Annotated in this window: 9 protein-coding genes; all 9 read right to left on the bottom strand. The window is 61.8% G+C overall.

The window, feature by feature from the left end:
• Positions 1-36: 36 nt before the first annotated feature.
• Positions 37-1,701: a glucose-6-phosphate isomerase gene (pgi, locus tag HU767_RS20920; protein WP_186709079.1), complete on the bottom strand. Its 1,665-nt coding sequence runs from the start codon at positions 1,699-1,701 to the stop codon at positions 37-39.
• A gap of 371 nt (positions 1,702-2,072) precedes the next feature.
• Complete coding sequence (gene panC / locus HU767_RS20915) at positions 2,073-2,933, bottom strand: pantoate--beta-alanine ligase (RefSeq protein WP_186709083.1); 861 nt, start codon at positions 2,931-2,933, stop codon at positions 2,073-2,075.
• Entirely contained in the window at positions 2,930-3,730 is an 801-nt protein-coding gene (gene panB, locus HU767_RS20910; protein ID WP_186730369.1) for a 3-methyl-2-oxobutanoate hydroxymethyltransferase, read from the bottom strand. The genes panC and panB overlap by 4 nt, the downstream gene beginning before the upstream one ends.
• A gap of 373 nt (positions 3,731-4,103) precedes the next feature.
• Positions 4,104-4,589, bottom strand: coding sequence for a 2-amino-4-hydroxy-6-hydroxymethyldihydropteridine diphosphokinase (gene folK / locus HU767_RS20905; RefSeq protein ID WP_186730368.1), 486 nt, complete (start codon positions 4,587-4,589; stop codon positions 4,104-4,106).
• A 3-nt stretch (positions 4,590-4,592) separates the two neighbouring features.
• Positions 4,593-5,990 (bottom strand): polynucleotide adenylyltransferase PcnB, encoded by a 1,398-nt coding sequence (locus HU767_RS20900; protein WP_186709091.1) that lies wholly within the window; start codon positions 5,988-5,990, stop codon positions 4,593-4,595.
• Positions 5,991-6,707: 717 nt separating this feature from the next.
• Positions 6,708-8,141 carry a sigma-54 dependent transcriptional regulator gene (locus HU767_RS20895; RefSeq protein WP_186709094.1) on the bottom strand — a complete coding sequence of 478 codons (1,434 nt, stop codon included), beginning with the start codon at positions 8,139-8,141 and terminating at the stop codon, positions 6,708-6,710.
• Between the two features lie 22 nt (positions 8,142-8,163).
• Entirely contained in the window at positions 8,164-11,118 is a 2,955-nt protein-coding gene (locus tag HU767_RS20890; protein ID WP_186709097.1) for a sensor histidine kinase, read from the bottom strand.
• Positions 11,102-11,278, bottom strand: coding sequence for a hypothetical protein (locus HU767_RS20885; RefSeq protein ID WP_003176118.1), 177 nt, complete (start codon positions 11,276-11,278; stop codon positions 11,102-11,104). Before HU767_RS20885 ends, HU767_RS20890 begins: the two co-directional genes overlap by 17 nt.
• A gap of 77 nt (positions 11,279-11,355) precedes the next feature.
• Positions 11,356-12,237: a tRNA glutamyl-Q(34) synthetase GluQRS gene (gluQRS, locus tag HU767_RS20880; RefSeq protein ID WP_186730367.1), complete on the bottom strand. Its 882-nt coding sequence runs from the start codon at positions 12,235-12,237 to the stop codon at positions 11,356-11,358.
• Positions 12,238-12,362: the final 125 nt, after the last annotated feature.

The following is a 12,362-nucleotide window of genomic DNA, read 5'->3' as shown; positions in this document are numbered from 1 at the left end:
AAGCCCGCTCCCACAGGAGGAATGCAAACCCAGGGATCAGCCGCGATGACGCCCGCGGAAGTAGTTGATCAAACCTTGGGTCGAGGCATCTTCGGCCGGGTTTTCTTCGCTGCCTACCAGGCGGTTGTAGACGCCCTTGCCCAGTTCCTTGCCCAGCTCCACGCCCCATTGGTCGAAGGCGTTGATGCCCCAGACCACGCTCTGCACGAACACTTTGTGCTCATACAGCGCCACCAGTGCGCCGAGGCGTCGTGGGCTGATGCGTTCGACTACCAGGGTGTTGCTTGGGCGGTTGCCCGGGATCACCTTGTGGGAGGCCAGTTTCTGCACCTCTTCTTCGCTGGCGCCCTTGTCCCGCAGCTCGGCTTCGGCCTCGGCGCGGGTCTTGCCCAGCATCAGTGCCTGGCTCTGGGACAGGCAGTTGGCGTACAGCCACTGGTGATGGTCGGCAACCGGGTTGAAGCTGACGATCGGCACGATGAAGTCGGCCGGGATCAACTGGGTGCCCTGGTGCAGCAACTGGTGGTAGGCGTGCTGGCCGTTGCAGCCAACGCCGCCCCAGATGACCGGGCCCGTGTCGGTCGACACCGGGGTACCGTCCTGACGCACGCTCTTGCCGTTGGATTCCATGTCCAACTGCTGCAAATGTTTGGTGATGTTACGCAGGTAGTGGTCGTACGGCAGGATCGCATGGCTCTGCGCGCCCCAGAAGTTGCCGTACCACACGCCCAGCAGCGCCAGCAGCACCGGCATGTTCTGCTCGAATGGGGCGCTCTGGAAATGCTGGTCCATGGAATAGGCGCCGGACAACAATTCCTTGAAGTTCGACATGCCGATGGCCAGGGCGATCGGCAGGCCGATGGCCGACCACAGCGAGTAACGACCGCCGACCCAGTCCCACATCGGGAAGATGTTTTCTTCACGGATGCCGAAGGCCACGGCGGCGGCGTTGTTGCTCGAAACGGCGATAAAGTGGCGATACAGCTCCGCTTCGGAACCACCCTGGGCCAGGTACCAGGCGCGGGCGGCCTGGGCGTTCTTCAGGGTTTCGAGGGTGTTGAACGATTTCGACGAGACGATGAACAGCGTGGTTTCGGCGCGCAGTTTCATGGTCAGTTCGTGGAATTCGCTGCCATCGATGTTTGCCAGGTAGTGGCAGCGAACGCCTTTGTGCGTGTAGGACAACAGCGCTTCGGACACCAACTGCGGGCCGAGGAAGGAACCACCGATGCCGATGTTCACCACGTCGGTGATGGGCTTTTCGGTGTAGCCGCGCCACAGGCCGTCGTGAATGCGGCCGACCAGGTCAGTGATCTGGTTCAGCACTTTGTGCACGTCCGGCATCACGTTGACGCCGTTGACCAGCAATTTGTCCCCCACCGGCCGACGCAGGGCGGTGTGCAGGGCAGGGCGGTTTTCCGAGGCGTTGACAATTTCGCCTTCGAACAGCGCCTTGATCGCGCCCTTGAGGTCGACTTCGTTGGCCAGGCCCACCAGCAGGTCGCGGGTCTGGGCGTTGATCAGGTTTTTCGAGTAGTCGAGAAACAGACCGCAGCTCGACAGGGTGAATTGTGTGAAACGCTGCGGATCGGCATTGAACGCTTCGCGCATGCTGAAATCCTGCATGGCTTTGCGGTGGTCATTCAGCGCTTGCCAGGCTGGCAGAGCGGTCACGTCATGAGGGGTTCGGTAATACGCCATCGCTGCGGGTTTCCTTTTTACTTGAACGACCTTTTGTACACGAAAAATTCCGGCGCGGCTCGAGGTGGGCGTCCGGACACTGCATCGACACGATCGCCAGACACAGGGCGACTACAGTAAACCTCGCGTTGCGATCTGTCTTGACTTTGTCTGACTGGTTCCCGGTACTTTTTTATACAACGGGGGTGGGAAGGGGCCGACAGGCGGAAACGCGATGAGCCCTTGCGGGGCAAACTGAATTGCTGTGTGAGCCTTTTGGGAGCAAAGCTTGCTCGCGATGACGCGGTCACATTCAACGCCTATGTCGACTGTCAGATCGCTATCGCGAGCAAGCTTTGCTCCCACAGGCTCCTGCTCCCACAAGGGAGGCTTCAGGCGGGCGTGTCGAGATCCAGATGCAGATTGTCGATCAGGCGCGTGGTGCCCAGGAAGGCCGCGACCAGAATCACCAGATCGCGGTCCTCGCTCGACGCCGGACGCAAGGTCTTGGCGTGACGGATTTCCAGATAGTCGGGACGCAGGCCGGCGGCTTCGAGTTGCTTCAGCTGCGCGCCGATCAGCGCCGGGAAATCCCGCTGACCCTGCTTGATCGCCTCGGCGATCTGGTTCAGGGCGCGATAGACCACGGGCGCGACGGCGCGTTGGTCCGGGCTGAGGAAACCGTTGCGTGACGACAGCGCCAGGCCGTCTTCGGCGCGAACGGTCGGCTCGCCGATGATCTGGATCGGCATGTTCAGGTCATGGACCAGGGCGCGGATCACCGCCAGTTGCTGGAAATCTTTCTGGCCAAACACCGCCAGGTCAGGCTGGACCATGTTGAACAGTTTGCTGACCACCGTCGCCACACCCTCGAAATGCCCGGGACGGCTGGCGCCGCACAAGCCTTCGGACAATTGCGGAACGCTGACCCGGGTTTGTCCGGTCATGCCGTCGGGGTACATCTCTTCGACGCTGGGGGCGAACAGCAAGTGGCAGCCGGCCTGGAGCAGTTTTTCCTGGTCGGCCGCCAGGGTGCGGGGATATTTGTCCAAATCTTCGCCGGCGCCGAATTGCAGCGGGTTGACGAAAATGCTCGCCACCACGAAGTCGGCCCGTTGCGCAGCCTTGGTGACCAACGCCACATGCCCGCTGTGCAGGTTGCCCATGGTTGGCACGAAGGCAATGCGCTTGCCTTCGCCGCGGGCACGGGCCACGGCGGCCCGCAGTTCGCGTACGGTTTTGACGGTGTTCATGCAGAAAACCCGTGTTCGGTGCCCGGGAAGGTCGCCGCCTTGACTTCAGCGACGTAGGCACTCAAGGCGCCGTGGATAGAGGCTTGCCCAGCCATGAAGTTCTTGACGAACTTGGGCACGCGCCCGGTGATCGATAATCCGAGCATGTCGTGCAGCACCAGTACCTGGCCGTCGGTAGCGCTGCCGGCGCCGATTCCGATCACTGGAATCTTCACCGCATGGGTGATTTCTTCAGCCAGCTCGCTGGGCACGCATTCGAGCAGCAACATCGCCGCGCCCGCCTGCTCCAGGGCAATCGCATCGGCGCGCATTTGCCGCGCCTGGTTCTCATTGCGGCCCTGGACCTTGTAGCCGCCGAGGATATTCACCGCTTGGGGAGTCAGGCCCAGGTGCGCGCACACTGGAATGCCTCGCTCGGCCAGTAGCCGAATCGAATCGGCCAGCCACAACGCGCCTTCGACCTTCACCATGTGGGCACCGGCCTGCATCAGCATGGCGCTGTTGGTCATGGTTTGCTCGAGGGTGGCGTAGGCCATGAACGGCAGGTCGGCGAGAATCAGCGCATCGGTGTTACCACGTTTGACGGCGGCCACATGGTAGGCCATCTCGGCGGTGGTCACCGGCAGCGTGCTGTCGTGACCTTGCAGCACCATGCCGAGGGAATCGCCCACCAGCAGCACTTCGACACCGGCCTCGTTGCAGGCGTGGGCGAAGGTTGCGTCATAGCAGGTCAGCATGGTGATTTTTTCACCTTTTTGCTTGAGACCTTGCAGCGTGGTCAGGGTAATAGCTGGCATGAAAAAGTCCTCATTAGGCGCTCAAATTCAGGCGCACCTTCTATGCGTGGTGCTTGTAAGGCCTGGATTACGCCCATTAGCGCCGCGTTGGCGGCGACGGGACGCCTATAGTCGTGAGGAGCACTCGGGAAGTCAATTGGATGTGTTACCGCCGGGTGTTACCGAGGTGACTGATGCGTTTCAGCTTGGGATGGGGTGTCAGTTGCTGATGATGCTGGACCTGCGGGCCTCTTCGCGAGCAAGCCCGCTCCCACATTGGATCTTCAGCGGACACAAACTTTGTGTACCACACAGATCTACTGTGGGAGCGGGCTTGCTCGCGAAGGCGATCTAACAGTCGACATCTTCAGGCCAGGGGCTCCCTTAGGCTGCATCAGTTTGGAGGCAAGCGTTCCAGGCCGACGAATGGGCACGCCGCAAGGAGATCCTCGAGCAGGCGCCCATCGGCCAGGCGCAGGTCGGCGGAGGCCAGTTCGGCCAGTGGGTAGAGCACAAAGGCCCGGGCCTGCATGTGGTAGTGGGGAACCTTGAGGCGTGGCTCGTCGATCAGGCGATCACCGAACAGCAGGATGTCCAGGTCCAAGGTGCGCGGCCCCCAACGTTCGAGGCGTTCGCGACCCTGTCCGGTTTCGATGGCTTGCAGCGCATCGAGCAGGTCCAGCGGTGCCAGGCGGCTGTCCAGCGCTGCCACCGCGTTGGTGTAGCGCGGCTGGCCGGGGAGCAGGGAATCGCTTTGATAAAACGCCGAGACACCTACCAGTTGCGTGTCAGGCAACTGCGCCAGCGCCTGGACGGCGCTGCGCAATTGTTCGGCGGGTTCGGCGAGGTTGCTGCCCATGCCGATGTAGATGCGTTCCATCGATTATTCGCCCGAAGCGCTCGGTTCACTGGCCCGTTTACGCTTGGCACCGCTGCTGCGACGACGCTTGCGTGGGCCGCTGGCGCCATCATCCTTGCCGCTGAGCTCGCGAATCATGTCGCGACGCTCGCTGTCGTTGGCGTCCTGGTAATCGGTCCACCATTCGCCCAAGCCATCGGTCTGCTCGCCTGCGCTTTCACGCAGCAGGAGGAAGTCGTAGCCGGCGCGGAACCGCGGGTTGTCCAGCAGCAGGTCGGCACGTTTGCCGCTGCGTCGTGGCAGGCGCTCCTGCATGTCCCAGATCTCGCGGATCGGCATCGTGAAGCGTTTTGGAATGGCGATGCGCTGGCACTGTTCGGCGATCAGCTCGTGGGCGGCTTCCTGCATCGCCGGGATCGGCGGCATGCCACGGTCTTGCAGGCGTAGCACCCGGGCCGGCAGGGCAGGCCAGAGCAGGGCGGCGAACAGGAACGCCGGTGTTACCGGCTTGTTCTGCTTGATGCGCAGGTCGGTGTTGATCAGTGCTTCGCTGATCAAGGTGTGGGTATAGGTCGGATTGTGCTCCAAGGCCTCGGCACTGGCCGGAAACAGCGGATCGAACAACTGCAAGTCCACCAGCATCTCGAAGGTATCTGCCGCGTTGCCCGACAGGAACAGCTTGAGCACTTCCTCGAACAGACGGGCCGAGGGGATCTCTCGCAACATCGGCGCCAGTTCGCGAATCGGCGTGGCGCTGTGTTTTTCGATGCCGAAATCCAGCTTGGCGGCAAAACGCACGGCCCGCAGCATCCGCACCGGGTCTTCCTGGTAGCGTTGCTTGGGATCGCCGATCAGGCGGATCAGGCGATTGCGGATGTCGTGTACGCCGTTGGCGTAATCGAGGATGCGTTCGCTGACCGGATCGTAATACAGGGCATTGATGGTGAAGTCGCGGCGTTGCGCGTCTTCTTCCAGCGTGCCGTAGACGTTGTCGCGCAGGATGCGCCCGCTCTCGTTGCGGGAAGACTGGTTGCTGTCTTCCTCTTCATCGCTCTGCGGGTGATTGGCCCGGAAAGTCGCCACTTCGATGATTTCGCGGCCGAAATGGATATGGACCAGCTTGAAGCGCCGGCCAATGATCCGGGCGTTGCGAAACTCGGCCCGTATCTGTTCCGGCGTGGCGCTGGTGGCAACGTCGAAATCCTTGGGAGTGATGTTGAGCAGCATGTCGCGCACGCAGCCACCGACCAGGTAAGCCTGGTAGCCGGCGTTCTGCAAACGTTCGACGATGTTCACCGCATAACGGCTGAACTGGGCCTTTTGCAGTGAATGCTGGCCGCTGTTGAGCACTTCAGGCGTGCTGCGAATGTGTTGCGTACGACGCAAGGGAGAACGGAATGACTGGAACAGCTTCTTCAGCATGGGATGCACTGTTTGAAGGAATGTTCGGCCAAAAACGAAGAATGACCGCATGATGGGCGGGGATTCTAGCATTTAGTCGAGGGATGGTGTAGGACAGAGGAGTTTTGGGCTGCAAGCTTTCAGCGACAGGCATGTAGGCTGCGGGGAAGGCGGGACGACAGAAACCACAAGGGGAGCCGAAGCTCCCCCAGAATTAGTTGCGTGCTCTGTTTTTATTATTGGTTTCGGGCTTCTTGTTTTTGTTGAGTGCCCGCGCCACGAGGTTTTCCCTTCGTGACCCTCCCAATCGGGAGCCAAGAGCAAACGGATTGCTTTGGTCGCTGTGTTGCAGTGATCAATCGATCCAACCAGTTCAGGCACCTGTCTTGAGACAGTTTTTATTGTTCTCGGCCTGGTTGTGGGGCAAGCCCCAAATACAACGCCTCTCCAAAAGAATCAGTTAGCTGCGCCTCTCGCCGTCTTGTTTTTATTGTGCGTGAGTCGATTCGTCTTATTTTTATTGTCTTTTGCATTGCTTGTTATTGTTCTTGTACCAAAGCTATAGCAGGGTGCGTGCCAACTTTTGCGAGACCCAACGAAACCGGGGGTTCTAGGGTTATAGCCATTTTTCCGGGGCGAAAAAAAGCCGGGGTTTCGTTACCGTAAGCCCCGGCTTCTGTTACGTGAAAAAGACTGGGGTAACAGTTTTTTCACATTCAGTGGTGTTACCCCCACACCTCAGCTTTCGCTGGTCGCTCCAGTCTTGCGTCGTGGAATCCCTAGGCGCTGACGACGTTCCCACAGGCACTTGCGGCTGACGCCCAGCTTGCGTGCCAGTTCGGTTTCGGTCATGTGGTCCTGGTGCTCGAGGACGAAGTGCTGGAAGTAATCCTCCAGGGACAGGTCTTCGGTAGGTTCGTGGCTGGTGTTGTTGGCGCCGCCGCCCTGTTGCGGGGCCAGGCCGATGAATTCTTCGTCGTCCAGGTCACTGAGCTCGATATCGATGCCCAGCAGGTCGGCGGAAATTTCCGGGCTCTCGCACAGGATCACCGCCCGCTCGACCGCGTTTTCCAGCTCTCGAACGTTACCCGGCCAGGCGTAATGACGAATGGCCTGCTCGGCGTCCGGGGCGAACTTGAGGTCGGTGCGGTTGACCCGCGCGCTCTGGCGGGCCAGAAACGCCTGGGCGATTTCATTGACGTCGGCGCCACGCTCGCGCAGGGCAGGGAGCTTCAAGGCGATCACGTGCAAGCGGTAGTACAAGTCTTCGCGGAATTGGCCGATTTTCGCCAGGCTCTTGAGGTCACGGTGGGTGGCCGCGATCAGGCGGACATCGACCTTTTGCGACTGCACCGAGCCGACCCGGCGGATTTCGCCTTCCTGGAGCACCCGCAGCAACCGCGCCTGGGCTTCCAATGGCAGCTCGCCGATTTCATCGAGGAACAACGTACCTCCGTCCGCCGCTTCCACCAGCCCGGCACGCCCGGCGCTGGCGCCGGTGAACGCGCCCTTCTCGTGACCGAACAGTTCGGACTCGATCAGGCTTTCCGGAATCGCCGCGCAGTTCACAGAAATCATCGGTGCCTTGGCCCGGCGCGACAGGTTGTGCAGGGCACGGGCCACCAATTCCTTGCCGGTGCCGGACTCGCCCTGGATCAGGACATTGGAGTCGGTCGGCGCGACTTTGCGGATCTTGCCGTACAGGTCCTGCATGGGCGGGCAGGAGCCAATGATGCCGATTTCGCCGTTATTGTTGCTGGCGCCGGCTTTCGCCGAGGCGCTGGCCTTGCCGACGGGTTCCGCAGGATTGCTGGTGGCCGCCTGTCGATCCCGCAGGATGCGGGCCACGGCCTGGAGCATCTCGTCGTGGTCGAACGGTTTGGCGATGTAGTCCACCGCGCCCATTTTCATGGAGTCGACCGCCGAGCGCAGGCTGGCGTAGCTGGTCATGATCAGCACCGGCGTGCCCTGGCCGAGCTTGATCAGTTCGGTGCCCGGGGCGCCAGGCAGGCGCAGGTCGCTGACGATCAGGTCGAACGTGGGGATGCTGAAACGTTCTTGTGCTTCCTGCACTGAACCGGCTTCGCTGACCTGGTACTGGTTGCGTTCCAGCAGGCGGCGCAAGGCGGAGCGGATAATTGTTTCGTCTTCGACGATCAAAATGTGCGGCATTGATTCGATTCTCTCGACGGTCTCAGTTCACAGCGGACGTCGCTTCGACATGACGCGGCAAGGTCACCCGGATACGGGTGCCGCGTTGGCTCTGAACATCGGCCGGGCTGTCGATGGTGATTTGTCCATAATGCTCTTCAACGATGGAATAGACCAGTGCGAGGCCCAGACCGGTGCCTTCGCCAGGATCCTTGGTGGTGAAGAAAGGTTCGAACAATCGGTCCATGATGTTCTGTGGGATACCGCTGCCTTCGTCTTCGACGATCAGGTCGATCGTGTGTTCGAAAGCTTCGCTCTTGACCCGCACCGCGCTGCCGGCCGGTGAGGCGTCCCGCGCGTTGGAGAGCAGGTTGATCAACACCTGGGCGAGCCGCTGGGGGTCGCCATCGACCCAGTGCTCCGGGTCGCACAGGTTGAAAAATTGCACTTCGAAATTGCGCCGGTTGAGGGCCAGCAGACCAATAGCGTCCTGGGCCACCTCGGCCAGGCAGACGGGTTCGTCATTGTGTTGGTGGCCGCCAGCATGGGCGAAACTCATCAGCGACTGGACGATGCGCGACACGCGCTTGGTCTGTTCGAGGATCTGCCCGCTGATTTCCGTCAGCTCGCCGTCGTCCTCGCGCTCTTCGCGCAGGTTCTGCGCCAGGCAGGCGATGCCGGTGATCGGGTTGCCGATTTCGTGGGCCACCCCGGCGGCCAGGCGACCGATGCTTGCCAGTCGTTCGGAGTGGACCAGCTTGTCTTCGAGCATTTGGGTGTCGGTCAGGTCTTCCACCAGCAGCACCAGGCCACTGTTACCCGGCGCCAACGGTTCGTCGATCGCCGCTTTGTGCAGGTTCAGCCAGCGGGTCTGGCCGTCGAGGGCCAGGTGCTGTTTGTGCAAGTGCTCGTCCGGCAGGTCGATGAACCCTTGCAACAAGCCTTTCCACGGCTCGCCCAGGGTGCTCAGGCGGGAACCGACCACGCGCTGGGCGGCGATTCCGGTGAGCTCTTCCATGGCCTTGTTCCACATCAGGATTTCCTGGTCCTTGGCCAGGGAGCACACGCCCATCGGCAGTTCCTGCAGGGTCTGGCGGTGGTAACGGCGCAAGGCGTCCAGTTCGGCGGCCAGGCCGGTGAGGCGCGAATGGTAATCCTCGAGGCGGCTTTCGATGAAGTGGATGTCTTCGGTGACATAGTTCTCGCCGCCAGCCTTGTAGGGCAGGAACGTCTCGACCATGTCCTGGGCCACGCTGGGGCCCATCAGGCCGGACAGGTTGGCCTCGATCCGGTCCCGCAGGCGACGCAAGGCGTATGGGCGGCGTTCATCGAAGGGCAGGTAGAGGTCGCGCAGGGCCTGTTCGACTTCCTTTTGCGCGGCCTTGGCACCCAAGGGCTTGGCCAGTTGCGTGGCGAATTCCTGGGGTGAGGCGGCGTGCAACTCGCGGCGCTGCGGGCGACGCACGTTGTCCACCGCACAGGCCTCGGCGGCGCTGGCTTCTTCGCTGCTGGCGTTGGTGAACAGCGAGATCAGGGTGAACATCAGCACGTTCGCCGCCAGGGAAGCGATGGCAGCCATGTGCCAACTGGTGTCGTCGAGCACGTAGATCATGTTCAGCAGCGGAATATAGAAGCCCTGCAGGTTGCCCATCAGCGGCAACAGCATCGCCACCAGCCACACCAGGATTCCTGCCAGCAGGCCGGCGATGAAGCCGCGGCGGTTGGCGGTCGGCCAATACAGCACCGACAGCACGCCGGGCAGGAACTGCAAGGTGGCGACGAAGGCGACGATGCCCAGGTTGGCCAGGTCCTGCCCGTCACCGAGCATCAGGTAAAAACCGTAGCCGGCCATGATGATCGCGACGATCAACGCCCGTCGGGTCCACTTCAACCAGCGATAGATGTTGCCTTCAGCCGGCGGCTGGTAGAGCGGCAGCACCAGGTGGTTGAGGGCCATGCCCGACAAGGCCAGGGTGGTGACGATGATCAGGCCGCTGGCCGCCGACAGGCCACCGACGTAGGCCAGCAATGCCAGGGCCTTGCTGTTGGCGGCGATGCCGATGCCGAGGGTGAAGTATTCCGGGTTGGTGCTGGCGCCCAGCTTCAGGCCGGCCCAGAGGATCAGCGGCACCGCCAGGCTCATCAACAGCAGGAACAACGGCAGGCCCCAACTGGCGCTCACCAGCGAGCGCGGGTTGAGGTTTTCGGTAAAGGTCATGTGGTACATGTGCGGCATCACGATCGCCGAGGCGAAGAACACCAGCAACAGCGTGCGCCACGGGCCTTCCTGCAAAGGCGTGTGCAGGGCGGCGAGGGCGGTCTGGTTCTGCAGCAGCCAGAGCTCAAGCTGCTGCGGGCCATCGAACACGCCGTACAAGGCATAGAGGCCGACACCGCCGATGGCGATCAGCTTGATCACCGACTCGAAGGCGATCGCAAACACCAGGCCTTCGTGTTTTTCCCGCGTGGCGATGTGCCGGGAGCCGAAGAAGATCGTGAACAGGATGATCAACGCACAGAAGCTCAACGCCACTCGGTGCTGTACTGGCTCGCGGGTCAGGATGCTGATGGAATCGGCCACGGCCTGGATTTGCAGGGCCAGCAGCGGCAACACGCCGACCAGCATGAAGATCGTGGTCAGCGCGCCGGCCCAAGTGCTGCGAAAGCGAAAGGCGAACAGGTCGGCCAGTGATGACAGTTGGTAGGTGCGGGTGATTTTCAGGATCGGGTAGAGCAACACTGGCGCCAGCAGGAACGCCCCTGACACCCCCAGGTAACTGGACAGGAAACCATAGCCGTATTGGTAGGCCAGCCCGACCGTGCCATAGAACGCCCACGCGCTGGCATAGACACCCAGCGACAGGGTGTAGGTCAGCGGGTGGCGGATGATCGCCCGGGGGATCATGCCTCGTTCGCTGATCCAGGCTACGCCGAACAGCACCGCCAGGTAGGCGGCGCTGATCAGGATCATCTGGGTCAGGCTAAAGCTCATCGGCATCTTTTTGGCTCTGCAGGATGAAGGTCACGACAATCAGGATCAGCCAGAGCAGATACGGCCGATACCAGGCACCCGTGGCATCGATCCACCAATCCATGATGGCCGGGGAGAACAGGTAAATCCCCACTACCAGGAGCAGGACCAAGCGATAGATGTACATCCCGGCCTCTCTAATTTATGCGCGTGCCCGAAAACGTGCGGCGATGGTAACGGATGGGCGCCAAGCTGCAAGGGCCGTCAACGTATTTGCGCTTCGGGCAGGCTCAGTGTGCGCGGGATATTGCCCGCATCCCAGTGGCGAATGCCCCAGGCCAGCAGTTCCCGTGGGCTGGCATCGGCCAGTTCGAGGCCCGGTTGCTGGCCCAGTGCTCGCAAGGCCCTTAGCAACAGCGGCGTGGCCTGGTCGGCCGCCAGCGGCGGTGAACGGTAGGATTTGCCAAGCTTGTGCCCGTCGGGCTGGGTGATCAGCGGCACGTGCAGGTAACGCGGTTGCGGCAACCCGAGCAGTTCTTGCAGGTAGAGCTGGCGCGGCGTGGAGTCCAGCAGGTCGGCGCCGCGCACGATATCGGTCACCCCTTGCCAGGCGTCGTCCAGGACCACGGCCAGTTGATAAGCGTAGAGCCCGTCTCGGCGGCGGATCACGAAGTCACCGACCTCACGGCCCAGGTGCTGGCGGAACTCGCCCTGGACCCGGTCGGTGAAGTGGTATTCAAGCTCGGGGACGCGCAGGCGGATGGCGGCGTCCTCGGTGCCGTGCCCGGCATTGCGGCACAGTCCCGGATAAATACCCTGGTAGGCCTCCAGTTGCTTGCGTGAACAAGTGCACGCATAGGCCAACCCTTGGCTGAACAGGCGGTTGATGACCTGATCGTAGGCGTCATGGCGTTCGCTCTGGCGAACCATATCGCCGTCCCATTCGAACCCGTAGCTTTCCAGCGCCTTGAGAATCGCCGCTTGCGCGCCCGGCTCCTCCCGGGGCGGGTCGAGGTCCTCCATGCGCAGCAACCAGCGCCCACCCACAGCCCGGGCGTCCAGGTACGAGGCCAGTGCGGCGACCAGCGAACCGAAATGCAAATGGCCGCTGGGGGTGGGGGCGAAGCGTCCGATGTAGGCAGTCATAGGGCGAATGTTACTGGGTCCGGGCGAAAGGCATACAAATCTTGATGCCGAAGCATAATTCCCTTGTGGGAGCGGGCTTGCTCGCGAAGGCGGTGTATCTGTTACATCAATGCTGGCTGATCCAC

Source organism: Pseudomonas sp. SWRI179, assembly GCF_014268705.1.
In the GTDB taxonomy this organism is placed as follows: Bacteria; Pseudomonadota; Gammaproteobacteria; order Pseudomonadales; family Pseudomonadaceae; genus Aquipseudomonas; species Aquipseudomonas zanjanensis.
Note: the sequence above shows the minus strand (reverse complement) of the source record. Positions and strands in the feature narration are given on the sequence as shown.

Excerpts from the sequence above, each read along its gene's own strand:
- HU767_RS20890 (WP_186709097.1), bottom strand. The coding sequence starts at position 11,118 with ATGCCGATGAGCTTTAGCCTGACCCAGATGATCCTGATCAGCGCCGCC.
- folK (WP_186730368.1), bottom strand. The coding sequence starts at position 4,589 with ATGGAACGCATCTACATCGGCATGGGCAGCAACCTCGCCGAACCCGCC.
- pgi (WP_186709079.1), bottom strand. The coding sequence starts at position 1,701 with ATGGCGTATTACCGAACCCCTCATGACGTGACCGCTCTGCCAGCCTGG.
- gluQRS (WP_186730367.1), bottom strand. The coding sequence starts at position 12,237 with ATGACTGCCTACATCGGACGCTTCGCCCCCACCCCCAGCGGCCATTTG.
- panC (WP_186709083.1), bottom strand. The coding sequence starts at position 2,933 with ATGAACACCGTCAAAACCGTACGCGAACTGCGGGCCGCCGTGGCCCGT.
- HU767_RS20885 (WP_003176118.1), bottom strand. The coding sequence starts at position 11,278 with ATGTACATCTATCGCTTGGTCCTGCTCCTGGTAGTGGGGATTTACCTG.
- HU767_RS20900 (WP_186709091.1), bottom strand. The coding sequence starts at position 5,990 with ATGCTGAAGAAGCTGTTCCAGTCATTCCGTTCTCCCTTGCGTCGTACG.
- panB (WP_186730369.1), bottom strand. The coding sequence starts at position 3,730 with ATGCCAGCTATTACCCTGACCACGCTGCAAGGTCTCAAGCAAAAAGGT.
- HU767_RS20895 (WP_186709094.1), bottom strand. The coding sequence starts at position 8,141 with ATGCCGCACATTTTGATCGTCGAAGACGAAACAATTATCCGCTCCGCC.